A 25,243-nucleotide genomic window follows, 5' to 3' on the forward strand; every position below is an offset into this window, starting at 1 on the left:
CGATGAGCGAGTCCCTCCTGTCCCCGTCACCGGCCGACCCCGGGCAACCCGAAGCACCGCTGCCCCCGCCGTCGCGCCCGCGCGGGCCGATGTCGCTGGTGGTGCTGGCGACCCTGGCAGTGGGCTACACGCTATGGGCGGCGCAGGACATCATCCTGCCGGTGCTGCTGGCGATGTTCTTCGCGCTGGTCGGCAATCCGATCCTGCGCCTGCTGCAGAAACTGTGGATTCCGCGTGCACTGGGTGCGCTGCTGATCCTCGGCGCCGGCCTGGGTGTGACCGGTTCGCTGGCCGTGCAGCTGATCGGCCCAGCGATGGAATGGGCACAGGAAGCCCCGCAACAGCTGCGCAAGGTGGCCCGCCAGGTGCAGGACCTGACCAAGCCGGTGCAGCAGGCGAACCAGGCGGCTGAAAACTTCGCCCGTGTGGCCGGTGGTGACAGCAACCACAAGGTGCAGGTGATCCGCACCCAGCTGGACGATCCGTATCGCATGCTGACCCGCGCGCCGCGGCTGGCTGCCTCGGTGCTGGCGGTGGTGCTGCTCACGCTGTTCTTCATGATCTATGGGCAGAGCCTGCAGCGCGCGGCCATCGCCCTGTTCCCCAACCGCCAGCAGCAGCGCTTCACCAGTGACATCCTGCGTTCGATCGAGCGCGAGGTCTCGCGCTATGTGCTGACCATCAGCGTGATCAATACGCTGGTCGGGTTGGTGTTCGCTGGCGTGCTGATGCTGTTCGGCATCGGCCTGCAGGAGGCACTGCTGTGGGGCACGGTAGCGGCGTTGCTGAATTTCGCCCCGTATGTCGGCCCGCTGATCGGCGTGGCACTGATGCTGCTGATGGGCTTCGTTGAATTCCGCGACCCGCTGCAGGCGCTGCTGCCAGCCGCCGCCTATCTTGCCCTGCATACCCTGGAAGGACAGATGGTGACCCCGATCGTGCTGGGCCGGCGCATGAAGCTGTCGCCGCTGGTGCTGATCCTGGCACTGATGGTGTTCGGCTGGGCCTGGGGCATGATCGGCCTGCTGCTGGCAGTACCCCTGCTGGTCTGCATCAAGCTGGTGCTGGCGCGGCTGGACGGCATGCAGGGCTGGGCACGGCTGCTGGAATGAGCCAGCCTGAAGACAAGTAACGCGGCCACACGAGCAGGAGCAAGGGCATAACTGGCAGACGACCTGCGCTGACCCGGCCCTGGCTGCCCCGTCCGCCGCGCCGCATGAAAGCCCGCGCGGGCAGGGGTAGAATGGCGGGGTGAATTTCCCCGTCCAAGCCATCACCCTCGACCTTGACGACACGCTGTGGCCGTTCGCTCCGATCGGCGCCCGCATCGAACAGGTCCTGCACGCGTGGATGTGCGAACACAGCCCCGCTACCGCCGCGATGTATCCGGTGGAGGCGATGCGCGAACTGCGCGAACGGCTGTACCACGCCCATCCGCACCTCCACCACGACCTGAGCGCGCTGCGCCGGCTGACCCTGCACGAAGCACTGCACAACAGTGGTGCCAGCCTCGACCTGCTGGAACCGGCGTATGAAGTGTTCTACGCCGCGCGCAACCAGGTGGAGTGCTATCCCGATGCGATCGATGCGCTGGCGCGCATTGCCGCACGGGTACCGGTGGCGGCGCTGAGCAACGGCAACGCCGACCTGGAGCGGATCGGCCTGGCCCATCATTTCGCCTTCCAGCTGGGTTCGCGCGAACACGGCGCGGCCAAGCCCGAAGCCAGCATCTTCCATGCCGCGTGCACCCGCCTGGGCGTGGCACCGGCACAGGTACTGCACGTCGGCGACCATGCCGACATGGACGTGGCCGGGGCGATCGCTGCCGGCCTGCGCGGCTGCTGGATCAACCGCGACGCAGCCACCTGGACCCATCCGCAGCTGCAGCCGGACCTGCAGTTCGACACCCTTACCGGCCTGGCCGACTGGTTGGACGCCAACCTCGACGCCGCCGCACCCCGGAGTATCTGACGCATGAGCGAGATCACTGGTTTCACCGCCGACACCGCCGCGGCGCTGCCGTTGTACGTGCTGGACCGCGAGCAGTTCGCCGCCTGGAAGGACAGCCAGCCGGCTGCCACGCAGGCGTGGCTGGCATCGCAGGGCTTCAACGCCGGCGCACACAGCGTGGCGCTGCTGCCCGGCGCCGATGGCCTGGCCGGTGCGGTGATGGGCGTGGGTGATCGTGGCGATGCCTACAGCTATGCGCATGCGCCGCACGCGCTGCCGGAAGGCAGCGTGTGGCAGCTGGCCAACGAACTGCCAGCCGCCGAACTGGCGCTGCTGCAGCTGGGCTGGGGCCTGGGCAGCTACCGCTTCGACCGCTACCGCAAGCGCAACCGCGCACCGGCGCAGCTGGTGGCAGGACCGTCCGGCGAAGTGGCCGACCTGATCGCCGCCAGCCTGCGCGTGCGTGATTGGGTCAACACCCCGACCGAAGACATGGGTCCGCAGCAGCTGGAAGACGCCGCGCGCGCACTGGCCGAAGCACATGGTGCGCAGGTCGAAGCGATCACCGGCGATGAACTGCTGAAGCAGAACTTCCCGGCCATCCACGCCGTGGGTCGCGCTTCGCACCGTGCGCCGCGCCTGGTCGTGCTGCGCTGGGGCAAGGAAACCGACCCGGCGCTGGTGCTGGTCGGCAAGGGCGTGTGCTTCGATACCGGCGGCCTGGACATCAAGCCGGCCGACGGCATGCGCAACATGAAGAAGGACATGGGCGGTGCGGCACACGCACTGGCCCTGGCCGGCCTGGTGATGGCACGCGGGCTGCCGGTGCGCCTGACCCTGCTGGTGCCGGCGGTGGAAAACGCGATCGGTCCGGATGCGTTCCGCCCGGGCGAGGTCATCGCCACCCGCAAGGGCCTGAGCGTGGAGATCGACAACACCGACGCCGAGGGTCGCGTGATCCTGTGCGACGCGCTCACCTTCGCCGGCGAGCAGAAGCCAGACCTGGTGCTGGACTTCGCCACCCTCACCGGTGCCGCGCGCATCGCACTGGGCCCGGACCTGCCGGCACTCTTCAGCAACGACGACACGGTCGCCCAGCAGTGGCTGCAGGCCGGTGATGCAACCCGCGACCCGGTCTGGCGCATGCCGCTGTGGCGCCCCTACCTGCGCTACCTGAGCAGCGGCATCGCCGACCTGGCCAACGCCGGTTCGCGCATGGCCGGCTCGGTCACCGCCGCGCTGTACCTGGAGCGCTTCCTGGAAGACGGCCAGCGCTGGGCGCACCTGGACGTGTATGCCTGGAACGACGGTGAACGCCCGGGCCGCCCGGCCGGTGGCGAAGCGCTGGCGCTGCGCTCGGCATGGGCGATGCTGAAGGCGCGTTACGCCTGAGGGAGGCGCCGGGCCCTGCCCGGCGCTGCCCGCCCCGATGGGGCCGGAAAATCTGACGAAAAATTGAATTTCGGCCGCGGCCGGGTTCTGCGAGGATGTGTGGGTCGACCACCCACACGCTCCGTGAAGGCAGGACTCCGACCATGTCGCTCTTCCGCTACACCCGCGCCGGCCAGACGCCGGGCGCACCACGCAAGCATTCACCCCTGCTCTGGATCGCACTGATCGCACTTATCCTGGGTGCGGTCGCGCTGGCCTTCGCCTGGCTGGCCGGCTGGATTGGCGGCCGCCTGACCGCGCAGCGCTTCACCGACACCATCGAAGCCACCGGCCCGGCCCACCCGGGGTTCCGCCGTGCGCACAGCAAGGGCATCTGCGTAAGCGGTTGGTTCGAACCCAGTGCGCAGGCCCCCACCCTGTCCAGTGCACGGGTGTTCTCGCAGCACCGCGTGCCGGTAATGGGCCGGTTGTCGATCGGCGGCGGCGATCCCTACGGCGCCGACAACACCGCACGCGTCCGCAGCCTCGCGGTGCAGATGGTCAGTGATGATGGCCAGGAATGGCGCATGGCGATGAACAGCTTCCCGTTCTTCGCGGTGCCCACGGCCGAGGCGTTCTACGAGCAGACGCGCGCCTCCATTCCCGATCCAGCCACCGGCAAGCCGGACTCGCAGAAGATGGCGGCAGTGCTGGCGAAGTACCCCAGTGCGCAGGCGTTCCAGCAGTGGGCCAAGACGGCGCCATGGACCAGCAGTTGGGCCGACACCACCTTCAACAGCGTCAACAGCTTCTGGTTCACCAATGCGCAGGGCCAGAAGCGCGCGGTGCGCTGGCGCTGGCAGCCACAGGCGCCAGTGGTGGAGATGGATGCGGAAACCCGCAAGAAGGCCAGCGTCGATTTCCTCAGCCAGGAACTGCAGCAGCGCCTGGCCAGCGGCCCGGTGCGCTGGAACCTGATCGTGACCACCGCCGAACCCGGCGATGCCATCGATGATCCGTCGGTACCGTGGCCCGCGTCGCGTGACCAGGTGGTGGCCGGCGTGCTCAGCCTGGACCGCATGCAGTCGCAGGAACAGGGTGCCTGCGGCCAGATCAACTTCGATCCACTGATCCTGCCCAGTGGCGTGCGCGGCAGTGACGATCCGATCCTGGCGGCCCGCTCGGCGGTGTACTCGCAGTCGTTCAACCGCCGCGAGCGCGAGCGTGCCAGCGGCAATGTCGAGCAACCGAAGGAGGCCGCGCGATGAACACCCACAACGGCCACTTCAACCTGCTGGCGCGGGTGCTGCACTGGTCCATGGCGCTGATGATCATCGCCATGCTGTTCATCGGCGTGACCATGGTCGCCTCGCTGCACCTGCGGCCGATGCTGATCGACCTGCACCGTCCACTGGGCATCGCGATCCTGCTGCTGGTGCTGCTGCGCCTGTACAACCGCCTGCGGCACCGCCCCCCACCGTTGCCGGCCGACCTGCCGGTCTGGCAGGCGATGGCGGCCAGAGCCTCGCACTGGATGCTGTATGCGCTGATGCTGGCGATGCCGCTGATCGGCTGGGCGATGCTGTCGGCTGGCGGCTACCCGATCGTGCTGTGGGGCGGCCTGCACCTGCCGCCGATCGTGCCGCACACCCCGGCGCTGTACGCCGCGTTGCGAAATGCGCACAGCCTGCTGGCGTATGTGCTGTTCGCCACAGTGCTGATGCACGTGGGTGCGGCGCTGTTCCATTTGTGGGTGCGCCGCGATGGCGTGTTCCAGGCGATGGCGCGCGGGAAGGATTGATCGGGTTCGCCGGGTGTTCCCGGCGAACTGGAAGGTCAAGATCAACAACAAGAGCATCCACGCGTGGCGTGGATCTACTGGGTGCAGCTTTTGCCTTTGACGTTGGGTCCGCCTTGAGCGAGCCGAGCATCGCAGGGGAATCAGGGGCGCAGAGGCGCCGATGTCTGAGCGCAGCGAGTCCGGCGCCGTCCCCTGATTCACCGAGAAGCGCAGGGAACCGGCGCGCAGCGACGGCTCGCGCTCTGGCGGCGTGTTTCTTTGGTTACTTTCTTTGCACGAGCAAAGAAAGTGACACCCACCCGCGGTCGCGGAAACGACATCACCGGGAACAGCAGGCCGCCCCTACAACCACCCCTTCTGCCGCGCCATCCGATACGCCTCGATCCGGTTGGCCACGCCCAGCTTGCCGATGCACTCGGACAGGTAGTTGCGTACCGTGCCGTGCGACAGCCCCAGCTGTTCGGCGATCTCGCTGGCGGTGCGGCCCTCGCCTGCCAGCCGCAGCACGCGTCGTTCGCGATCGGTCAATGGATCGGCCTGCGACCAGGCGTCCAGCGCCAGCTGCGGGTCGATCGCGCGGATGCCCTGCTTCACCTTGCGTAGTGCATCGGCCAGGTTCTCCGCCGGTGCATCCTTCAACAGGTAGCCCAGCACGCCCGCTTCCAGCGCACGGCGCAGGAAACCGGCGCGGGCGAAGGTGGTCACGATCACCACCTTGATCGGCAGTTCATGGCGGGCAATACGCTGGGCCAGCTCCAGCCCGGACAGGCCCGGCATCTCGATGTCGGTCACCAGGATGTCCGGCTGCAGCTGCTGCAGCATGCGCCAGGCAGCCTCGCCGTCGGCAGCACTGCCGAGCACGTCGATATCCGGTTCCAGCCCCAGCAAGGCCGACAGCGCGCCGCGCACCATCGCCTGGTCTTCGGCCAGCAGGATGCGGATCATGCGGCACCGTCCTGCGCCAGCGACGGCGGTGCAGCCGATGGCAGCGGTGTGGTCGCCGCGGCCAAAGGCACACGCACGGTCAGCACCGTGCCGTCGCCCCGTACCGATTGCACCGCCAACTGCCCACCCAGTGCCGCCACACGCTCACGCATGCCACACAGGCCATTGCCCTCGGCCTCTACGCCGCCACGACCGTCGTCGCGGATCTGCATCGCCAGCATTCGTCCTTCCTGCATGAACTCGACCTGCGCCTGGGTCGCCTGCGCATGACGCACGATGTTGGTGGCCGCTTCGCGCAGCACCAGCGCCAGGCCGCGTTCGACGTCCACCGGCATCGGCGGTGGAGGTGCGTACTGCAGGTGCACCTGCTGGCACTCCAGCAGCAGCCGTGCCGAGGCCAGTTCACCGGCCAGGTCACTGGCGCGGATACCGGTGACCGCGCTGCGCACCTGGGCCAGCGCTTCGCGGGCGATATCCTCGGCCTCGCCGATCTCCTGCCGCGCACGGGCATCGCCTCGGTCGTGCAGCTTGCGTGCCAGTTCCAGCTTCAAGGTGATCAGCGACAGGGTGTGGCCCAACAGGTCGTGCAGGTCGCGGCCGATGCGCTCACGCTCGGCGGTGGTCGCCAGCCGCCGCACCTCCTCCTGCGACAGCTGCAGCGCGGCATCCTTCTCCTTGTTCACGGCCTCCACGTTCACCACCATGCCGATGATGAACGAGACCGCCGGCACCCAGACCAGGCTCTGCCACGGATAGTGCGCCAGATGGGCCACCAGGTAGAAGGCCGCGTTGAGCACGGCCAGCTGCAGCAGGTAGCGCCACCAGCTGCCACGCCCGCAGACCCGCAGCATCACGCAGCCGAAGATGAAGTAGCTGATGCCCGACGGGTACCAGGGCACCAGCACGATCGCCAGCGCGGTCATCGCCAGTGCGTAACGTGGCGCATGGTGGCGCGGTGACAACAGCAGGCGCGCGTACAGCAGCAGGAACAGCGGATAGCTGGCCAGGGTGAACACCAGCCAGCGCAGCGTGTAGCCGCCGGCGAACAACGGCGTCATGAACACCCACACGGTCCACAGCAGGTGGATGGCATCGGCCCAGGCCGGCTTGCCGCGGCGCAGGTTGTCGGCCACGGCGGAATCCGGTGCAGGGCGCAGCAGGGAGGCAAGCCAGCTCGGCGGCACGGGAGGATCCAGGCGGGGACGATCGCTGCCGATCATGCCAGTTCAGCCGATCCGGCGCAGGCGGCGGCGGGCCAGCAGCAACGCCACGAGGGTGACCGCCAGCAGTACCAGCAGATGACCGGCAGGACTGCCCACCGACGGCAGCCCGACCACCGGCAGCGCCAGTTGCGCCAGGTGCCAGGTCGGCCACAGCGGTGCCATCATCGAAAACACCTTGGGCAACGCCGACAGCGGCAGCCACAGACCCGACAGCAACGCCAGCGGCAGGTAGACCAGGTTGACCATCGCCGGTGCTGCACTGGCACTGACATGGCTGCCGATCAGCAGGCCGATCGCGCCCAGCGGCAGCGCGGCCAGCCCCGCCACCGCCAGCAGCTGCAGCATCTGCACTGCCTGAAGCTGCACGCCTCCCAGCGCGCGCGCCACGCCGATCAACAGAGCGGCCACCAGCAGCGCGAACAACACCGCCATCGCCAGTCGTGCCAGCAGCGGTGCCGCCGGCGGCATCGGCAGCGCCCGCTTGAGCGTAAGCAGCCCGCCTTCACGGTCCAGCGCCAGCTGCACGCCGAAGCCGAACAGGGCCGGTGCCATCGCACCGAACACGCAGTAGGTGGCCAGCAGGTAGAGCGGTGCATGGCCACGGCCCAACAGCACGCCGAACAACAGGTAGAACAGCACCGGGAACAGCAGCGAAGGCACCGCGAAGGCGGGTGTACGCCAGGCGCGGCGCAGCTCGGCCTGCAGTTCGGCTCGGTACGGGCGCAGCGCTCGACGCCAGCTTGAGACCGGGCGCGCAGCGACAGCGGTCGGGGTCAGGGTGTTCATGCGGCCTCCTGGGTCAGGTCAAGGAAGGCGTCGGCCAGTGCCGCGCCCTGTACTTCCAGCTCACGCAGCAGTGCATCGGCGGCCAGCAGACGCGCCACCACCGGCTCGGCCGGGCTTGCCAGCAGCTGCAGATGCTCGCCGTCACGCTGCGCCTGCTGCACGCCCGGCCACTGCTGTACGTCTTCGGCAGGCAGCACGCTGCGGCAGCGGATGCGGCGCGGCCGATCGGCCAGGCGCAGCTCGCTCAAGGGTGCATCGGCCAGCACCCGGCCCTTCTCCAGCACAACCACCTGCTGCGCCAGCGCTTCGGCTTCCTCCAGATAGTGAGTGGTCAGCAGCACGCCGCAGCCTTCGGCCACCAGCTGCCGGATCGCCTGCCACATCGTCTGCCGCGCCTGGATGTCCAGGCCGGTGGTGGGCTCGTCCAGGAACAGCACGCGTGGGCGGCCACACAGGGCGATGGCGAACTGCACGGCGCGCTGCTGGCCACCGGACAGCTGGCCGTAGCGGCGGCGAGAGAGCGCCTGCAGGCCAGCGCGCTGCAGCACTTCCTGCAATGGCATCGGGTCGGGGTAGCAGGCGCTGGCCTGCGCCACCAGTTCGTCCACCTGCAGCATCGGTGGCAGGCTGGTGCTCTGCAGCATCACGCCCAGGCCGAGGCGGCTGGCGCGCTGCTGCGGGTCGCCACCGAGCAGCTCGACCTGGCCGGCGTCGGCGCGGCGCAGGCCCAACAGCACGCTGATCGCGGTACTCTTGCCGGCACCGTTGCGGCCCAGCAATGCCAGCACCTGGCCAGCGCGGACCTGCAGGTCGATGCCATGCAGGGCGGTATGGTCGCGATAGCGCACCTGCACCTGCTGTAGGCGGGCCAGCGACGGGGCGATCGGATCCATGGGCGGTACCGGTAGCGGGGACGTTGCCATCCTGTGCCGCCGTGGTCACATTTCGCAGTTGCCGCCGTCAGTGTCATCGGATGACAGCTGTCACTGCCGTCATCGCTGTGCCTGCCTTCATGCTGTGCCGCACGCTCCACCGCCGGAACCGCCGCCGTCCGCTCTTCCGGCCACACCCGCCCGAACGCCTGTGATGGAACGAATGAACGCTTCTGCCGAGCTGTTGAAGGAACTCCGTATCGACCGCAAGTCGCCGCCGCCCGCCTCCGGTGGCAATGGCGGTGGTCGCCGCTGGCTGTGGATCACGATTGTCGTGATTGCCGTGCTGCTGGCCGCCGGCGCCTTCGCGCTGTTCGGCCGCACCCCGGCCGTGGAGGTGGAAACCGCACCCGCGGTGGCCATCCAGCAGGGCAGCGCCAGCAGTTCGGTGCTTGATGCCAGCGGCTACGTGGTCGCCCGGCGCATGGCCACGGTGTCGGCCAAGATCACCGGCAAGGTGCGCGAGGTGATGATCGAGGAGGGCATGCGGGTCGAAGCCGGCCAGGTGATGGCCACCCTGGACCCGATCGATGCCGATGCGCAGCGCAGCCTGTATGCCTCGCAGCTGCAGGCCGCACGCAGCCAGGTGGCCGGGCTGGAGGCACAGCAGAAGCAGGCCGCCGCCGAAGCCAGCCGCCTGCAGGCGCTGGTCGGCCAGCAACTGGTGTCGCGTTCGCAGTACGACCAGGCCGTGGCCCAGCGCGACAGCCTGCGCGCACAGCTGGACACTGCACAGCGCAACGTCAAGGTGGCCCACGATCAGCTGGCCATCGCCGACCTGGGCGTGGACAACAACATCGTGCGCGCGCCGTTCTCCGGCGTGGTGACCGCCAAGGCGGCGCAGCCGGGCGAGATTGTTTCGCCGCTGTCGGCCGGTGGTGGCTTCACCCGTACCGGCATCGGCACCATCGTCGACATGGATTCGCTGGAGATCGAAGTCGAGGTTGGCGAGGCCTTCATCGGCCGCGTGCAGCCGAAGATGCCGGTGGAAGCCACGCTCAATGCCTACCCGGAGTGGAAGATCCCGGGCGAGGTGATCGCCATCATCCCCACCGCCGACCGCGGCAAGGCCACGGTGAAGGTGCGCGTGGCGCTGAAGGTGAAAGACCCGCGCATCGTGCCGGAGATGGGCGTGCGCGTCAGCTTCCTGGAACAGGCCCAGCCGCAGGCCGCCGCCAAGCCGCAGGGCGTGCGTGTGCCAGGGGGGGCCGTGGTCCAGCGCGAGGGCGCCTCGGTGGCCTTCGTGCTGGGCGACGAGAGCCGCGTGCAGCAGCGCATGGTCGAGGCCGGCCAGGCGATGGGCAAGGACCGCCAGATCCTCAAGGGCGTGAGCGCAGGTGAATCGGTGGTGGTGAACCCGCCGGACACCCTGCGCGATGGCGCCAAGGTGCAACAGAAACAAGCGCAGTAACGGCCTGGCGCCCACGGGCGCCGCCGGCAGCACCGCTCGACGCACGCCTGCGGCCACCGCCGGCGCGTTTCCCCGTTTCCCGCCTTCCGTGGAGAACCACCCATGTCGACCCTGGTTTCACTGCGCAACATCACCAAGACCTACCAGCGTGGCCCCGAGAAAGTGCAGGTACTGCACGGCATCGACCTGGACATCGCGCGCGGCGACTTCGTCGCGCTGATGGGTCCGTCCGGTTCGGGCAAGACCACCCTGCTCAACCTGATCGGCGGCCTGGACAACCCCAGCGGCGGCGAGATCAGCATCGAGGGCGAGCGCATCGACCAGATGAGCGGCGGCCAGCTGTCGACCTGGCGCAGCCACCACGTCGGCTTCGTGTTCCAGTTCTACAACCTGATGCCGATGCTGACCGCGCAGAAGAACGTCGAGCTGCCGCTGCTGCTGACCCATCTCAGTGCCGCGCAGCGCCGCCGCAATGCGGAAATCGCGTTGACCCTGGTCGGCCTGGCCGACCGTCGCAGCCATCGCCCGAATGAACTGTCCGGCGGCCAGCAGCAGCGCGTGGCGATCGCCCGCGCGATCGTCTCCGACCCGACCTTCCTGATCTGCGACGAACCCACCGGCGACCTCGACCGCCAGTCCGCCGAGGAGATCCTGGGCCTGCTGCAGCAGCTCAACCGCGAACACGGCAAGACCATCATCATGGTCACCCATGACCCGAAGGCCGCCGAGTACGCCACGCACACGGTGCACCTGGACAAGGGCGAGCTGGCCGACGCGCCGCTGGCCCACTAACGGAGGCCACGGCGATGAAATACTTCTCATTGGTGTGGGCGCAGCTGTTCCGCAGCCGCACGCGCACCCTGCTGACCCTGCTGTCGGTGGTGGCCGCGTTCCTGCTGTTCGGCATGCTCGACTCGGTGCGTGTGGCGTTCACCTCCGGTGGCAGCGTGGAAGGCGCCAACCGCCTGGTGGTCGCTTCGCGGCTGTCGATCACCCAATCCCTGCCGATCCGCCTGGAAGCGCAGGTGCGGCAGGTGACGGGCGTGCGTGACGTGGCCTATGGCATGTGGTTCGGTGGCATCTACCAGGACCCGAAGAACTTCTTCCCGAACTTCTCGGTGTCGCCCAACTACTTCGATGTCTACCGCGAGCTGCAGATCGATCCGGCGCAGCTGGAAGACTGGAAGCAGACCCGCACCGGCGCCATCGTCGGCGAGACCCTGGCCAAGCAGTTCGGCTGGAAGATCGGCGACACCATCCCGCTGCAGGCCACGATTTTCCCGCGCGGCGGCAGCAACGACTGGCCACTGGTGCTCAAGGGCATCTATCGTTCCAGGGATCCGGCACAGGCTTCCAACGAAGAACGCCAGTTGATGATGAACTGGAAGTACTTCGATGAGTCCAACGACTACATCAAGAACCAGGTGAGCTGGTACACGGTGACGCTGGACAATCCGGATCATTCCTCGCGGGTGGCGCAGGCCATCGATGCCATCTCGGCCAACTCCGACCACGAGACCAAGACCCAGACCGAGTCGGCGTTCCAGCAGGCCTTCGTCAAGCAGTTCGCCGACATCGGCATGATCGTCACTTCAATCATGGGTGCGGTGTTCTTCACCCTGCTGCTGTTGACCGGCAACACCATGGCCCAAGCCGTGCGCGAGCGCGTGCCGGAGCTGGCCACGCTGAAGACGCTGGGCTTCAAGGACAGCACCGTGCTGACCCTGGTGATGGTGGAGTCGGTGCTGCTGATCGGCCTGGGCGGCCTGATCGGCATGGGCCTGGCCGCGCTGATCCTGCCAGCGATCGGACCGAAGAGCATGGGCATGCTGCCACCGCACGTGCCGACGCCAACCTGGCTGATGGGGCTGGGCCTGATCGTGGTGATCGGCATCATCGTCGGCCTGCTGCCGGCGCTGCGTGCCAAGCGCCTGAAGATCGTCGACGCACTGGCCGGCCGCTGAGGAGGACACCGACATGTTCAAGAGCAAACTCAAGAAGTGGCTGGGCAACGGCGTGACGGTGCTGCTGCTGGTGATCGGCCTGGTGCTGTGGATCAGCCTGCCATGGGTTGGCGTGCTGGCCGTGGCCGTGCTGGTGGCCCTGTGGCTGCTGCTGACCCGGGGCGGACGGCTGGCACTGGCGGCCACCCGCATCGGCGTGGCCAGCCTGCCGCAGCGCTGGGGCGCATCCTCGGTGATCGTGGTCGGCATCGCCGGTGTGGTCGGCGTGCTGGTGGCGATGCTGGCGATGGGCGAAGGCTTCCAGGCTACGCTCAACAATACCGGCGATGACACCACCGCCATCGTGCTGCGCGGTGGCTCCCAGGCCGAGACCAACTCGGTGATCACCCGCGAACAGGTTCCCACGCTGTCCACCCTGCCCGGCATCAGCCGCGATGGCGAAGGCCGACCGCTGCTGTCGCCGGAGCTGTCTCAGGTGGTCAACCTGGTATCGAAGTCCGACGGCACCGACGTCAACGCACAGTTCCGCGGTGTCGGCCCACAGGCGTGGGCCGTGCATGACAAGGTCAAGATCATCGAAGGCCGCAAGTTTGCCACCGGCCTGCGCGAGATCGTGGTCGGCCAGGGTGCCAAGGGCCAGTTCCGCGACATGGACGTGGGCAAGACGCTGACCCTGGGCAACCAGACCTGGACCGTGGTCGGCGTGTTCGCTACCGGCGATGCGCATGATTCGGAACTGTGGACCGACGCCGATACGCTGGCCACCACCTACCAGCGCAGCGCGTGGCAGTCGATCAGCGTGCGCACTGATGGCAAGGCCGGCTTCGAGCAGTTCAAGGCCGCCGTCGCCGCCGACCCGCGCCTGAAACTGGACGTGGAAACCACCCGCGTCTACTACAGCAAGCAGGGCGGCGGGCTGACCAAGCTGATCGATATCCTCGGCAAGGTGATCGGCACGATCATGGCGGTGGGTGCGGTGTTCGGCGCGCTCAACACCATGTATGCGGCAGTGGCCACGCGCGCCCGCGAGATCGCCACCATGCGTGCGATCGGTTTCCGTGGCCTGCCGGTGGTCACCGCGGTGATGCTGGAGACGATGCTGCTGGCGCTGCTCGGTGGCCTGCTGGGGTGTGCGGTGGCGTGGCTGCTGTTCAATGGCTACAGCGTGTCCACGATCGGCAGCAACTTCAGCGCGGTGGTGTTCAAGTTCCATGTGTCGCCGGAACTGCTGTGGACCGGCCTGAAATGGGCACTGGGCATCGGCCTGGTCGGTGGCCTGTTCCCGGCGCTGCGCGCGGCACGTTTGCCGATCACCACGGCGCTGCGCGAAACCTGAGCATCACGCAGCGATAAAACGCGCATTGCGCAGGGGACGGAGCGAAGGCTCCGTCCCTTTTCTTTTGCGCGTCATCCACGCATGGCGTGGATGGATGCCGGCGCACACGCGCGCCTACAGATTGCCGAAAATCCGCCGTTACCGATGCCTCTGCCCATCCCAGACGCAACGCGCGTGACGTTGCGCACATCCCATCTGTGGATTGTTGGTTGCGATTCATTTTCGCGCCCATCCGCGGCGCAGAGGCAAACAGTTACGAATGGAAACATTCTAGAATCGCGCCCCCCACGTTGGTTTGCAGCACCCCACGCGTCCATAGAACGGGCGCTTGTTTTTCCTGAAACACGAGATTTCACGGATGTCCCTGAAAACCAATCCGCTGCGCAACGCGATCGTCATCGCGCTGGCCGCCAGCTGCACCACCCCCGCCTTCGCACAGAGCGCCGGCGATACCCCGACCAACCTCGACCGCATCGAAATCACCGGCTCGCGCATCCGCCAGGCCAGTGTCGAGACCGCACAGCCGGTCGTCGCGCTCAGCCGCGCCGAGATCGAGAAGAAGGGTTACATCAACGTCGCCGACATCCTGCAGGACGTCACCGCCGCCGGCGCACCGAGCCTGAGCCGCTCGTCGTCGCTGAGTTCTTCGCGCGACTTTGGCGGCACGTACGTCAGCCTGCGCAACCTCGGCCCGGAACGCAGCCTGGTGCTGATCGACGGCCGCCGCATGGGCGTCAGCGCCGGTGGCTACTCCGACCTGGCTTCGATTCCCTCGGCCATCGTCGAGCGCGTTGAAGTGCTGACCGACGGCGCATCCGCGCTGTACGGCTCGGACGCCATCGCCGGTGTGGTCAACATCATCACCCGGAAGAACTTCGACGGTGGCGAAGCCAGCGTCTACGTCGGCCAGTACGGTGAAGGCGACGGCCAGAAGCGCTCCTACAGCGCCACCTTCGGCAAGACCTTCGACCGCGGCTGGTTCAGCGTCGGCGCCGAGCGCACCAAGGAAGACGAGATCCTCGGCAGCGAGCGCGAGTTCAGCCGTTACCCGGGTGGCCCGCGCCATCCCGACGACGTCAAGGCACTGAACCAGACCACGCAGTGGGGCAGCGTCACCGTCGGTGGCAAGTCGCTGACCGTGGGCCCGGGCGGCGACCCGAGCCAGAAGGGCAACTTCCACACGCCCAATCCGGCCGATGGTGCCAACACCAAGACCAACATGAGCCTGCTGAGCGGCCTGGAGCGCACTTCGGTGTTCGCCAACGGTGGCTTCTCGATCACCGATGACCTGCGCATCGTGACCGACGCGCTGTACAGCAAGCGCGAGTCGACCAAGCACCTGGCCGGCTACCCCTACTCGGTATCCACCGCGCAGGCCCGCAACGGTTCCCGTGCTGCCCTGTCCAAGGACAGCGCGTTCAACCACTGGGGCGAGGACGTGCTGTTCTCCCACCGCACCGAAGAAATGCCGCGTGCGACCGAGAACAACCTGGACACCAAGCGCGCCAGCATCGGCCTGGAAGGCAGCTTCGAAACCGGTTCGCGTTACTGGGACTGGAACGTCAGCTACATGTACAACCGCAATGAAGGCGAGCGTATTGGTACCGGCAGCATGTACCAGCCGCACGTCGACCTGGCAGTCGGCCCGTCCTTCATGGATGGCACCGTGGCACGCTGCGGCACCCCGGGCGCGGTGATCGCCGGCTGCGTGCCGTGGAACCCGGCCGCGCCGATGGGCTATGCGGGCCCGGGCTCGCTGAGCAACCAGGACGTGCAGGACTACCTGTTCACCCGCTTCGTCGACAAGATGAAGAGCACCACCAAGGTCGCCAGCGCCAACATCTCCGGTTCGGTGTTCACCCTGCCGGCCGGCGACGTGATGGCCGCGATGGGCTTCGAGCACCGCAGCGAAGAAGCCAGCTACACCCCGGACCTGATGGTGCAGAAGGGCCAGATCGCCGGCACCACCGGCCAGCCGACCCGTGGCGACTACTCGCTCAACGAGGTCTACCTGGAACTGCAGGTACCGCTGCTGGCCGACATGCCGTTTGCACGTGAGCTGTCGCTGGACCTGGCCGGCCGCTACACCGACTACAACACCTTCGGTTCGACCACCAACAGCAAGTTCGGCCTGAAGTGGAAGCCGATCGACAGCCTGCTGGTGCGTGCGACCTATGGCACCGGCTTCCGTGCGCCGACCGTGGACGACCTGTACGGCGGTGCGGTGAAGAGCCGTGATTCGTTCACCGATCCGTGCGATACCTCGTTCGGCATCGCTGCCAGCAGCTCGACCGTGGCCGCACGCTGCCAGGCGCTGAAGGTGCCGGCGAACTTCCGCCAGCAGACCGCGTCGGAAGGCAACGTCGCCAACCGTCCGGGCCAGCAGGGCATCGCCGATTTCGACTCCGGTTCCAACGCGAACCTGAAGCCGGAAACCGCCAAGACCTGGACCGTGGGCCTGGTGTACAGCCCCGAGTTCGTGCCGGGCCTGGACGTCAGCCTGGACTGGTGGAAGATCCGCATCGACAACGCGATCGTGGGTGAGTCGGCCACCGACATCCTCAACCAGTGCTACGTGCAGGGCGTGGATTCGGCCTGCGGCCGCTTCACCCGTTCCACCAGCGCCAAGACGCTGGGCCAGGTGACGTCGCTGGACCGATCGCTGGTCAATGCGGGCTACCGCGAAACTGCCGGCTACGACTTCAGCCTGCGTTACCGCCTGCCGGAAACCTCGTTCGGCCGCTTTGCCGCCACCTGGAACACCACCTACACCGACTACCTGGAGCAGCGCAACGACAGCGCCGCCACCACGCCGGTGGAGCAGAAGACCGGCTGGCAGGGCAACTTCCGCGTGCGTTCGACCTTCAACCTGGATTGGCAGTACGGCGACCTGGGCATCGGCTGGACCGCCCGCTACTACTCGGGCATGAAGGAAGCCTGCTCGTATGACCTGTCCGGTGGCCCGGACTGCAACATGGCCGGCTTCGTCTCGCCGTACACCGATGCGCAGCCGAGCCGCAAGGTGGGCTCCAACACCTTCCACGACCTGCAGGTGCGTTACAGCCTGCCGTGGGACGGCACCGTGTCGCTGGGCGTGAACAACGTCTTCGACCACCAGGGTCCGATCATGTACAGCCAGCCGAACAGCAGCTTCACCTACTACGGTGGCTTCGACATCGGTCGTTTCATGTACATGAAGTACCAGCAGCGCTTCTAAGCCTGCAACCGCGTTCCCGCCACAGCCAACTCTCTCCTGGCTGTGGATGGAAGCAGAGCGGCGCCCCTCGGGGCGCCGCTCTTTTTTTGGGGAAGCGGGGTCGGATCCCTTCGCCCTGCGAAGGGCCCTGCCCCCAAGGCTGCGGACGGAAAAGAGGTCAGAGCCCTCCGCGTTGCGGAGGGATCCGCCCCCGCAGCCCCGTCGGCGCTAGCGCTTGGCGCGCATCGTGCGGATGTTGTCGCCGACGAACAGGATCAGGCCGGCCCAGATCGCGGCGAAACCGATCGCCTTGGCGGTATCGAACGCTTCGTGGAAGAAGAACACGCCCAGCAGCAGCTGCAGGCTCGGCGCGATGTACTGCAGGATGCCGACCAGCGACAGCGGAATGCGCTTCACGCCGTACGCGAAGCCGATCAGCGGCACTGCGGTCACTGCGCCACCGAAGATCAGCAGCAGGTCATTGCGCCAGCCCCAGCCGTGGAAGAACGCGCCGCCATGGCCATTCTCGGCCCAGATCGCAAACGCCAGCGCCGGCAGGAACAGGTACATGCTCTCCACGCCCAGGCCGGCCACCGGGTCGACCGAGACCAGCTTGCGCAGCAGGCCATACAGGCCGAACGAACAGGCCAGGCCCAGCGCGATCCACGGTGGCGTACCCGCGTCGATGGTCAGCCAGGCCACGCCCACCGCTGCCATCGCCACCGCCACCCACTGCAGGCGGCGCAGGCGCTCCTTCAGTACCAACACGCCCAGCAGCACGTTCACCAGCGGGTTGATGAAGTAGCCCAGGCTGGTTTCGATGACGTGGCCTGCATTGACCGCCCAGATGTACAGGCCCCAGTTGAAGGCGATGGTCAGGCTCGACACCAGCAGGATCGGCAACGCGCGCGGCTGCGCGGCGATCTTCTGCCACCAGCCCAGGCGCGAGCTGATCAGCAGCCAGCCCAGCACCATCACGGTGCTCCAGATGATGCGGTGGGCGATGATCTGGAACGAGGGCACCTCGTTGAGCAGGTGCCAGTACACCGGCACCAACCCCCAGATCACGAAGGTGGAGGCAGTGACCAGCAGGCCCCGGCGTTGTTCTTTCTCGTCCATGCTCATTTCTTTCGTGTCCTTGCCATTGTCAGTACCACCACACCCAGAAGAATCACCGCCATGGCGAGGAAGTCCCGCCATCCAAAGCGTTCACCATTCAATGCAGCACCCAGCAGCACGGCAATCACCGGATTGACGTACGCATAGCTGCCGGCCAGCGCCGGGCGCACGTTCTGCAACAGCCACACATAGGCGGTGAACGCGACGATGGAACCGAACACGCACAGGTAGGCCATCGCCAGCAGGCCGCCGGCATCGGGCAGCGTGGTCGGGCGCTCGCCGACCGCCAGGCCGATCAGCACCAGCAGCACGCCACCGCAGATCATCTGCCCAGCGGCGGTCATGAACGGGCCCGGCAGGTCCAGGCCACGTGACCACACCGAACCGAAGGCCCAGCCGATCGGCGCGATCAGCAGCAGCACCAGCCCGGTCGGCGAGGCGGTCAGGCTGCTGCCGGCATTGAGCCAGACCACGCCGGCAAAGCCGACCGCGATGCCCAGCCATTCACCCTTGCTGGCGTGCTGGCCGCGCAGCGCCGAGAACAGCGCCATCCACAGCGGCACCGAGGCCACCGCGGTCGCGGCCAGGCCCGAGGACACCTCACGCTCGGCCAGCACTACCATGCCGTTGCCCAGCACCAGCATGGTCACGCCCATCACCACCAGGTTGCGCCACTGCCGCAGGGTCGGGTTCGGCATCTTCCAGAACAGGCGCAAGGCCAGGAACATCAGGCCACCGGCAATGATGAACCGGCTGCCAGAAACCATCGTCAGCGGCAGCGCGCCACCGTGCAGGGCCTTGGCGATGCCCAGGTAGGTCGAGCCCCAGACCACATAGACCAGCAGCAATGCCAGCGCGACAAGGCCACCCCGGGGGGCAGCCGCAGACGAAGAAGGGGGAGCCGACATGACACACCAGGGAGCCGGGGGAAGGCGGATTCTAGGACGTTTTGAGTATGGTCCGGGACCCCGGACGGTGGCACGCTGTCATCCATCCATGCACCCTGCTCTGGTCTGCTACCCCGTGTTGACGGCCGATGCAGTACCAAGAGGGCTGCCCGGCCGCGCCGCCCCAAGGCCGGGCGCCGTTTTCCCTGCGCACGGACGCGCCGCATCGAGGATTCCCACCCAGATGAGCACCACGTCCCAACCTGCCGTACCCGCAAACGACCGCGCCGCCCTGCGGCGGTCGATCTCCAACACCCTCAAAGGCTCCGCCGGCAACCTGGTGGAGTGGTATGACGTCTACGTGTACTCGGTGTTCGCCGTGTACTTCGAATCGCAGTTCTTCTCGCCTGACGACAAGAACTCCACCATGTACGTGTGGGCGATCTTCGCCGCGACCTTCCTGATGCGCCCGATCGGTGCCTGGTTCTTCGGCCGCTTCGCCGACCGCCACGGCCGCCGCCTGGCACTGACAGTCTCGGTCACGCTGATGGCGCTGTGCTCGTTCCTGATCGCCATCACCCCTACCGCCGCCAGCATCGGCATCTGGGCCGCCGTGATCCTGCTGTTCGCACGCCTGCTGCAGGGCTTCGCCACAGGCGGCGAGTACGGTGCCAGCGCCACCTACATGTCCGAGGCCGCCATTCCCGGCCGTCGCGGCTTCCTGTCTTCCTTCCACTACGTCACCCTGGTCGGCGGCCATGTGCTGGCCCAGCTGACCCTGCTGCTGATGCTGACCTTCTGGGGCAAGCCGGAGATCTCCGAGTGGGGCTGGCGCATCGCCTTCGGTATCGGTGGCATCGCCGCGGTGGTGGTGTTCTGGCTGCGCCGGGGCATGGACGAAACGATGGAAGAATCGTCGATCGAGGCCGCACGCGAGGGCAAGGCAAAGAAGTCCGGTTCGATGTACGAACTGTTCGTGCACCAGTGGCGTCCGCTGCTGCTGTGCTTCCTGATCACCGCCGGTGGCACCGTGGCCTTCTACACCTATTCGGTGAACGGCCCGAAGATGATCCAGAGCGCCTTCGCCGGCAACGACCCGATGACCGGCACCCTGATCAACCTGGGCGTGCTGGCGTTCCTGATGGTGCTGCAACCGGTGGGTGGCTGGCTGTCGGACATCATCGGCCGCAAGACTCTGCTGGTGTTCTTCGGCGTCGGCGGCGTGCTGTACAGCTGGTACCTGATCACCCAGCTGCCGCACCAGCATGACGCCACCCTGGCGTTCCTGACCCTGGCACTGGCCTTCGTCATCCTCACCGGCTACACCTCGATCAACGCGGTGGTGAAGGCCGAACTGTTCCCCACCCACGTGCGTGCACTGGGCGTGGGCCTGGGTTACGCACTGGCCAACTCGCTGTTCGGTGGCACCGCCCCGCTGCTGTACCAGGGCGCACTGAAGACCGGCCATGTCGACTGGTTCGCCATCTACGTCACCGCAACGATCGCGGTCTCGCTGGTGGTCTACATCTTCTTCCTGACCAACAAGGGCCCGAACTGGCTCGACGGCACCCGCAAGTAAGGGCGCTGCAGTGATCGCGGCCACCGGTGCAATGCCGGTGGCCGCTGCGTTTCCCGCCATCCCACGGATGTGGATCGCGGCAACGCTGGCCGCAGCCGAGCGGTAGTGCCGGCCGCTGGCCGGCAACGCCACATTCTTTCGGAAGGTTCATGAGGTTGCCGGCCAGCGGCCGGCACTACCCCGTCAGCGGCGGGCGGATTCGCTCTTGTCCCGCGTGCTGCGGAACTCCGATTCCTTTTCCCACGTCGGCCAGCGGCGGCTGTTGGCCAGCTCGGCACCCAGGTCGTAGACCAGCAGGGTGTCAGCGGCGTGGCCGCTCGGGTCCCAGCTCGGGGTCCAGGCATCGCAGGCCTGGTGGTAGCAGTCGGCGAAGTACTTCTCGCGCAGCGCGCGGCCGGCTTCAACACCGCCGTCCAGCTTGTCCAGGCCCGGGCCGATGGTGATCGCCGGCACGCCCAGACGGGCGAAGGCGAAGTGGTCGGCACGGTAGAAGAAGCCGGCCTCCAGGTTCGGGTCCGGGCTGTAGCTGCGGCCGCGGGCCTTGGCCACGCGTTCCAGATCGCCTTCCAGCGAGACCCGGCCCTTGCCCCACGAGGCGATGTCACGGGTCGCGCCATCCGGGCTGAACATCTCGATGTTCAGCACCGCAGCGGTCTTGTCCAACGGCGCCAGCGGGTGCGCGGCGTAGTAGCTGGCGCCCAGCAGGCCCTTCTCTTCGGCGGTGAGGGCCACGAAGTACAGCGTGCGCTGCGGCTGCGGGCCGGCGGCGAATACGCGGCCCAGTTCCAGCACCGTGGCCACGCCGGTGGCGTTGTCGATCGCACCACGTCGGATGCGGTCGCCCTTGGCATCGGCCTGGCCGATACCGAACGCATCCCAGTGCGCGGAGAAGATCACGGCCTCGTCAGCATGTTCTCCACCGGGCAGCTTGGCCACCACGTTGCGGGTCACCACCTGCTCGCGCTTGAGCGCCAGATCCACGCTCAGCTTCGCGTTGTCCAGTGCCACCGGGCGGAAGTCGGCACGCATCGCCTTGCGCTTCTCGGCATCGAAGTCGAGGCCAGCGTCGGCGAAGATCGCCTCGGCCAGCTCGCGCTGCATCCAGCCGCGCAGCGGCGTGTGCTGGGCCATTGCTTCGGCCTGGCCGCGCTCGATGTCGAACAGCGGCGAGGTGCCCGAGCTCTTCACCGTGGCCCAGCCATACGCAGCCGGCGCGGTCTCGTGCACGATCAGCACGCCTTCGGCACCACGGCGTGCGGCTTCCTCGAATTTGTAGGTCCAGCGGCCGTAGTAGGTCACCGCCTTGCCATCGAACGCGCCCGGTGTATCGGCCTCGAAATCGGCGTCATTGATCAGCACGACGGCGATCTTGCCGTGCAGGTCCACGTCCTTGTAGTCGTTCCAGTGGCGTTCCGGGGCGTCGATGCCATAGCCGACGAACACCAGCGGCGCATCCTTGATCTGCACGCGCTTGCGCGGCTGCAGGCTCTGCAGGGTCACGTCCACACCGTTGGCCAGCGCGCGCTTGCCCTGCTTCAGCGACAGGCTGGCCTTGGCCGCACCATCCAGCTGGGCGCGCACCAGCGGCACCGGCTGCACCCAGCTGCCGTCCACGCCGCCCGGCTGCAGGCCATAGCTGCGGAACTGCTCGATCAGGTACTGCACCGTGCGCTCTTCGCCCTCGGTGGCCGGCGCGCGGCCCTCGAATTCATCCGACGCCAGTACACGCACGTGCCGCGACAGTGCCTGCGGATCGATGCCGCCACCCGGCAGGTCGTTGGCCGCATGGGCCAGGCCACCGACGAACAGGCAGGACGACAGCAGCAACACGCGCATCGGATTCACGGCAGTACCACGGCAGGCTTGGAAGTCACCAGAGTGTAACGTGGTCGTGACATCGCGGTGCAGCGTGGACTTGCGTCATCCACGCATGGCGTGGATCTACCGACGGATGCGGTCCAGCCAGCAGGCCAGGCCCTGTGCGTTCAGCTCGATGTCCATCGACAGCACGGCGGTCACCGCCGCCTGGTCCAGCGCACAGCCATGCTGTTGCGCACGCTCCAGGTACAGCGCCTGCAACGCGGCCAGCAAGCAGCGGTGGCGGTCCGGCCGACCATCGCACTGGCGGCCGATGGTCGCCATCGCATCGATCTGTTCGAACAGGTCGTTGGCCAGTTTCTCCACTTGCTCCACACGTCCGTAGTGGGTCAGGTACATCGCCTGCGGCGTGTAATCGAGCATGCGCCGGATCGAGACCTTCATCGCCTCCGGATCGAACTGCACCGGCGACGAGGTCGGGAAGATGAAAGCGCCCTGCGCACTGTCCAGCTCGCGGTAGGAGATGCCAAACGTATCGCCAGTGAACCAGCTGCGGCTGCGCGCATCCCACACGCAGTAGTGGTGCAGCGCGTGACCCGGTGTGTGCAGCAGCAACAGCTCGCGGCCGGCCAGGTCGATGCGGTGGCCGTCTTCAGCCACCACCACGCGCTGCTCCGGAATCGCCTCGATGCGACCATAGCTGCGGGCGATTTCCTCGGCACCATAAACGGCGGTCGCACCGGCAATCAGCCGGGCCGGGTCGATCATGTGCGGCGCACCGCGCGGGTGCAGCACCGCCTTTGCGTTCGGCAGCTGCTGCATCAGCAGGCCAGCGCCGCCGGCGTGGTCCAGGTGCACGTGGGTCAGCAGCAGCCAGTCGACCGCGTCCACACCCAGGCCGGCGTCCGCCAGCGCCTGCAGCATGGCCGGCACTGACAGCCCGGTGCCGCAGTCGACGAAGGCCGCGCGACCGTTTTCAACGATCAGGTAGGCCGCGTCGAAATCAGGACGCTGGAAGCCGGTATCGATGGTGTGGATGCTGGGGTCGGCGGTCATCGGCACGCACCTGGCAGGATCGGGAACAGACCTCCATGGTAGGCGCGCGGGCGGCCCGGGTTCGATGCGGCTTTGGTCGGGTAGTGCCGGCCGCTGGCCGGCAACTGCATTCAACTGGCTACCCCGAGGTTGCCGGCCAGCGGCCGGCGCTACCGGTCCAACCAGCGCGGCCGCAGCAGCAACGCCAGCACCAGCACCGCCAGGAACGCGCCGTAGGCGTACAGCACCGCCAGCACCTGTGGCCAGATCGGGCCGGCGCCGGGCTGCACCACGCCGATGCGGAAGCCCCACAGCATCGACACGATGCTCAGGGCGAAGGCCAGCACCAAGGTGGTGGTATCGAACAGGCGCCGCCGCGCGGTGCGCGGCTGGCGCGGGAACAGCCAGTACAGGCTGCCCAGCAGCAGGAACCAAGGCAGGAACAGCAGCAGCGACAACCAGGCCATCGCAGACTCCATGTCATCGCGCCTGAGGCGCGTGGGCATCATGCCATGGGCGCAATGCCCTGGTAGTGCCGGCCGCTGGCCGGCATGTCCCGTGCCCTTGCCGGCCAGCGGCCGGCACTACCCGTCATTCGGCGCGCAGCACCGCCAGGGCCGCCAGCACCGCGTCCACTTCGGCGTCCAGCTTGAACAGCTCGCTCTGCAGCTGATCGCCCTGCTCGGCCTGCTTGATCACCGCGATCAACTGGCCGGCATCGCGCGGCGAATCGAAGCCTTCGCTCTGGATCAGCAGCGTGCCGTCACCGGCGGTCAGCTTGAAGTAGAAGCGGCCGTCCTTTTCGCGGTACTGCTTGAACAGTGGTGGTGCCACGCGGGCAACGCCGGCATCCTCGCTGGCGATATCGCCCGCAGTGGACAGGTCACGCAGGCCCACGGCATGACGCAGCTCGTCCAGCAGCGGTGCCGCCAGCTGCTCGCGCAGCTGCTGGCCACGGCGCTTGAGCAGCGCTTCAATCTTCTCCGGCTCGGCCATCAGCGCGTTGTAGCGCTCGCGCAGCGGTGCAAGCTCGCTGTCGATGCGCTCGAACAGCTGCTGCTTGGCATCGCCCCAGCTGATGCCGGCGGCGAACGCCTTTGCGAATTCCGCCGTCTGTTCCGGGGTGGCGAAGGCCTGGTACATCTGGAACAGCGCCGAGCCTTCGGTGTCCTTCGGCTCGCCGGGTGTGCGCGAGTCGGTCAGGATCGAGAACACCAGTTTCTTCAGCTCCTCGCGCGGCACGAACAGCGGAATGGTGTTGTGGTAGCTCTTGCTCATCTTGCGGCCATCCAGGCCCGCCAGCGTCGCCACCTGCTCGTCGATCACCACGTCCGGCAGCGGGAAGTACTCCTTGCCGTACACGTGGTTGAAGCGCTGGGCGAAATCGCGCGCCATCTCGATGTGCTGGATCTGGTCACGGCCCACCGGTACCTGGTTGGCCTTGAAGATGAGGATGTCGGCGGCCATCAGCACCGGATACATGAACAGGCCGGCGCTGACGCCTGCGTCCTCGTCCACGCCTTCCTCGCGGTTCTTGTCCACCGCCGCCTTGTAGGCGTGCGCGCGGTTGAGGATGCCCTTGCTGGCGATGGCGGTCAGGAACCACATCAGCTCGGTGGTCTCGCGGATGTCGCTCTGGCGGTAGAACCACACGTGTTCCGGGTCCAGGCCGCAGGCCAGCCAGCTGGCCGCGATCTCCAGGGTCGCGCGCTGGGTGCGCTGCGGGTCCTGGGACTTGATCAGGCTGTGCAGGTCGGCCAGGAAGAAGAAGCTCTCGATCCCCGGAGCGCGGCTGGCGGCGATGGCCGGACGGATGGCGCCAACGTAGTTGCCCAGGTGGGGCGTGCCGGAGGGGGTGATGCCGGTAAGGACTCGGGTCGTCATGACTGC

At 67.3% G+C, this 25,243-nt stretch carries 21 protein-coding genes; 11 read left to right on the top strand and 10 right to left on the bottom strand.

All coding sequences use genetic code 11. The annotated features are described in order from the left end of the window. Window positions 1-2 precede the first annotated feature (2 nt). From AC5P57_RS17730 to AC5P57_RS17750, 5 genes are all read left to right on the top strand, one after another. Window positions 3-1,112 (top strand): AI-2E family transporter, encoded by a 1,110-nt coding sequence (locus AC5P57_RS17730; protein WP_099551489.1) that lies wholly within the window; start codon window positions 3-5, stop codon window positions 1,110-1,112. Between the two features lie 139 nt (window positions 1,113-1,251). Next, complete coding sequence (locus AC5P57_RS17735; protein WP_099551490.1) at window positions 1,252-1,971, top strand: HAD family hydrolase; 720 nt, start codon at window positions 1,252-1,254, stop codon at window positions 1,969-1,971. A gap of 3 nt (window positions 1,972-1,974) precedes the next feature. Then, entirely contained in the window at window positions 1,975-3,342 is a 1,368-nt protein-coding gene (locus AC5P57_RS17740) for a leucyl aminopeptidase family protein (RefSeq protein WP_099551491.1), read from the top strand. Window positions 3,343-3,485: 143 nt separating this feature from the next. Beyond that, window positions 3,486-4,589, top strand: coding sequence for a catalase family peroxidase (locus tag AC5P57_RS17745; RefSeq protein WP_262235797.1), 1,104 nt, complete (start codon window positions 3,486-3,488; stop codon window positions 4,587-4,589). Beyond that, entirely contained in the window at window positions 4,586-5,122 is a 537-nt protein-coding gene (locus AC5P57_RS17750; protein ID WP_262235798.1) for a cytochrome b, read from the top strand. The genes AC5P57_RS17745 and AC5P57_RS17750 overlap by 4 nt, the downstream gene beginning before the upstream one ends. A gap of 342 nt (window positions 5,123-5,464) precedes the next feature. Here the strand turns inward: AC5P57_RS17750 and AC5P57_RS17755 are convergent, their stop codons facing one another. The 4 genes from AC5P57_RS17755 to AC5P57_RS17770 are packed head-to-tail and all read right to left on the bottom strand — an operon-like array spanning window position 5,465 to window position 8,969. Beyond that, on the bottom strand, window positions 5,465-6,067 hold the full coding sequence (locus tag AC5P57_RS17755; protein WP_099551494.1) for a response regulator transcription factor: 603 nt from the start codon (window positions 6,065-6,067) through the stop codon (window positions 5,465-5,467). Further along, window positions 6,064-7,287, bottom strand: coding sequence for a sensor histidine kinase (locus AC5P57_RS17760; protein WP_262235799.1), 1,224 nt, complete (start codon window positions 7,285-7,287; stop codon window positions 6,064-6,066). Before AC5P57_RS17760 ends, AC5P57_RS17755 begins: the two co-directional genes overlap by 4 nt. A 6-nt stretch (window positions 7,288-7,293) precedes the next feature. Continuing rightward, complete coding sequence (locus AC5P57_RS17765) at window positions 7,294-8,076, bottom strand: ABC transporter permease (RefSeq protein ID WP_099551496.1); 783 nt, start codon at window positions 8,074-8,076, stop codon at window positions 7,294-7,296. Further along, window positions 8,073-8,969: an ABC transporter ATP-binding protein gene (locus tag AC5P57_RS17770; protein WP_099551497.1), complete on the bottom strand. Its 897-nt coding sequence runs from the start codon at window positions 8,967-8,969 to the stop codon at window positions 8,073-8,075. The genes AC5P57_RS17765 and AC5P57_RS17770 overlap by 4 nt, the downstream gene beginning before the upstream one ends. A gap of 202 nt (window positions 8,970-9,171) precedes the next feature. Here AC5P57_RS17770 and AC5P57_RS17775 point away from each other — a divergent pair, with 202 nt between their 5' ends. From AC5P57_RS17775 to AC5P57_RS17795, 5 genes are all read left to right on the top strand, one after another. Continuing rightward, complete coding sequence (locus AC5P57_RS17775; RefSeq protein WP_099551498.1) at window positions 9,172-10,419, top strand: efflux RND transporter periplasmic adaptor subunit; 1,248 nt, start codon at window positions 9,172-9,174, stop codon at window positions 10,417-10,419. A 102-nt stretch (window positions 10,420-10,521) separates the two neighbouring features. Continuing rightward, window positions 10,522-11,211 carry an ABC transporter ATP-binding protein gene (locus AC5P57_RS17780; protein WP_099551499.1) on the top strand — a complete coding sequence of 230 codons (690 nt, stop codon included), beginning with the start codon at window positions 10,522-10,524 and terminating at the stop codon, window positions 11,209-11,211. 14 nt (window positions 11,212-11,225) lie between these two features. Continuing rightward, a complete protein-coding gene (locus AC5P57_RS17785) occupies window positions 11,226-12,383 on the top strand; it encodes an ABC transporter permease (RefSeq protein WP_099551500.1) in 1,158 nt (385 codons plus the stop codon). 13 nt (window positions 12,384-12,396) lie between these two features. After that, window positions 12,397-13,719, top strand: a complete 1,323-nt coding sequence (locus tag AC5P57_RS17790; protein ID WP_099551501.1) for an ABC transporter permease — start codon at window positions 12,397-12,399, stop codon at window positions 13,717-13,719. Between the two features lie 358 nt (window positions 13,720-14,077). Next, window positions 14,078-16,936 carry a TonB-dependent receptor plug domain-containing protein gene (locus AC5P57_RS17795; RefSeq protein ID WP_262235800.1) on the top strand — a complete coding sequence of 953 codons (2,859 nt, stop codon included), beginning with the start codon at window positions 14,078-14,080 and terminating at the stop codon, window positions 16,934-16,936. Window positions 16,937-17,143: 207 nt separating this feature from the next. Here AC5P57_RS17795 and rarD read toward each other — a convergent pair whose 3' ends face one another. Beyond that, window positions 17,144-18,040, bottom strand: a complete 897-nt coding sequence (gene rarD, locus AC5P57_RS17800) for an EamA family transporter RarD (protein WP_032965507.1) — start codon at window positions 18,038-18,040, stop codon at window positions 17,144-17,146. Beyond that, entirely contained in the window at window positions 18,037-18,942 is a 906-nt protein-coding gene (gene yedA / locus AC5P57_RS17805) for a drug/metabolite exporter YedA (RefSeq protein ID WP_099551504.1), read from the bottom strand. The genes rarD and yedA overlap by 4 nt, the downstream gene beginning before the upstream one ends. Before the next feature lie 223 nt (window positions 18,943-19,165). Between yedA and AC5P57_RS17810 the strand changes: the two genes are divergently transcribed. Next, window positions 19,166-20,500: an MFS transporter gene (locus tag AC5P57_RS17810; protein ID WP_099551505.1), complete on the top strand. Its 1,335-nt coding sequence runs from the start codon at window positions 19,166-19,168 to the stop codon at window positions 20,498-20,500. Window positions 20,501-20,683: 183 nt separating this feature from the next. On the opposite strand, the gene AC5P57_RS17815 is transcribed toward AC5P57_RS17810, so the two are convergent. From AC5P57_RS17815 to AC5P57_RS17830, 4 genes are all read right to left on the bottom strand, one after another. Continuing rightward, on the bottom strand, window positions 20,684-22,336 hold the full coding sequence (locus AC5P57_RS17815) for a M28 family metallopeptidase (protein ID WP_099551506.1): 1,653 nt from the start codon (window positions 22,334-22,336) through the stop codon (window positions 20,684-20,686). Window positions 22,337-22,441: 105 nt separating this feature from the next. Next, window positions 22,442-23,374: an MBL fold metallo-hydrolase gene (locus AC5P57_RS17820; RefSeq protein WP_099551507.1), complete on the bottom strand. Its 933-nt coding sequence runs from the start codon at window positions 23,372-23,374 to the stop codon at window positions 22,442-22,444. A 149-nt stretch (window positions 23,375-23,523) separates the two neighbouring features. Further along, window positions 23,524-23,820, bottom strand: coding sequence for a hypothetical protein (locus tag AC5P57_RS17825; RefSeq protein WP_099551508.1), 297 nt, complete (start codon window positions 23,818-23,820; stop codon window positions 23,524-23,526). Between the two features lie 124 nt (window positions 23,821-23,944). Then, complete coding sequence (locus AC5P57_RS17830) at window positions 23,945-25,237, bottom strand: tryptophan--tRNA ligase (RefSeq protein ID WP_099551509.1); 1,293 nt, start codon at window positions 25,235-25,237, stop codon at window positions 23,945-23,947. Window positions 25,238-25,243: the final 6 nt, after the last annotated feature.

Source organism: Stenotrophomonas sp. YJH_SMC_79, from assembly GCF_059367995.1.

Coding starts and splice junctions, on each gene's coding strand:
- AC5P57_RS17730 (WP_099551489.1), top strand. CDS start 3: ATGAGCGAGTCCCTCCTGTCCCCGTCACCGGCCGACCCCGGGCAACCC.
- AC5P57_RS17740 (WP_099551491.1), top strand. CDS start 1,975: ATGAGCGAGATCACTGGTTTCACCGCCGACACCGCCGCGGCGCTGCCG.
- AC5P57_RS17745 (WP_262235797.1), top strand. CDS start 3,486: ATGTCGCTCTTCCGCTACACCCGCGCCGGCCAGACGCCGGGCGCACCA.
- AC5P57_RS17750 (WP_262235798.1), top strand. CDS start 4,586: ATGAACACCCACAACGGCCACTTCAACCTGCTGGCGCGGGTGCTGCAC.
- AC5P57_RS17755 (WP_099551494.1), bottom strand. CDS start 6,067: ATGATCCGCATCCTGCTGGCCGAAGACCAGGCGATGGTGCGCGGCGCG.
- AC5P57_RS17760 (WP_262235799.1), bottom strand. CDS start 7,287: ATGATCGGCAGCGATCGTCCCCGCCTGGATCCTCCCGTGCCGCCGAGC.
- AC5P57_RS17765 (WP_099551496.1), bottom strand. CDS start 8,076: ATGAACACCCTGACCCCGACCGCTGTCGCTGCGCGCCCGGTCTCAAGC.
- AC5P57_RS17770 (WP_099551497.1), bottom strand. CDS start 8,969: ATGGATCCGATCGCCCCGTCGCTGGCCCGCCTACAGCAGGTGCAGGTG.
- AC5P57_RS17775 (WP_099551498.1), top strand. CDS start 9,172: ATGAACGCTTCTGCCGAGCTGTTGAAGGAACTCCGTATCGACCGCAAG.
- AC5P57_RS17780 (WP_099551499.1), top strand. CDS start 10,522: ATGTCGACCCTGGTTTCACTGCGCAACATCACCAAGACCTACCAGCGT.
- AC5P57_RS17785 (WP_099551500.1), top strand. CDS start 11,226: ATGAAATACTTCTCATTGGTGTGGGCGCAGCTGTTCCGCAGCCGCACG.
- AC5P57_RS17790 (WP_099551501.1), top strand. CDS start 12,397: ATGTTCAAGAGCAAACTCAAGAAGTGGCTGGGCAACGGCGTGACGGTG.
- AC5P57_RS17795 (WP_262235800.1), top strand. CDS start 14,078: ATGTCCCTGAAAACCAATCCGCTGCGCAACGCGATCGTCATCGCGCTG.
- rarD (WP_032965507.1), bottom strand. CDS start 18,040: ATGAGCATGGACGAGAAAGAACAACGCCGGGGCCTGCTGGTCACTGCC.
- yedA (WP_099551504.1), bottom strand. CDS start 18,942: ATGTCGGCTCCCCCTTCTTCGTCTGCGGCTGCCCCCCGGGGTGGCCTT.
- AC5P57_RS17810 (WP_099551505.1), top strand. CDS start 19,166: ATGAGCACCACGTCCCAACCTGCCGTACCCGCAAACGACCGCGCCGCC.
- AC5P57_RS17815 (WP_099551506.1), bottom strand. CDS start 22,336: ATGCGCGTGTTGCTGCTGTCGTCCTGCCTGTTCGTCGGTGGCCTGGCC.
- AC5P57_RS17820 (WP_099551507.1), bottom strand. CDS start 23,374: ATGACCGCCGACCCCAGCATCCACACCATCGATACCGGCTTCCAGCGT.
- AC5P57_RS17825 (WP_099551508.1), bottom strand. CDS start 23,820: ATGGCCTGGTTGTCGCTGCTGCTGTTCCTGCCTTGGTTCCTGCTGCTG.
- AC5P57_RS17830 (WP_099551509.1), bottom strand. CDS start 25,237: ATGACGACCCGAGTCCTTACCGGCATCACCCCCTCCGGCACGCCCCAC.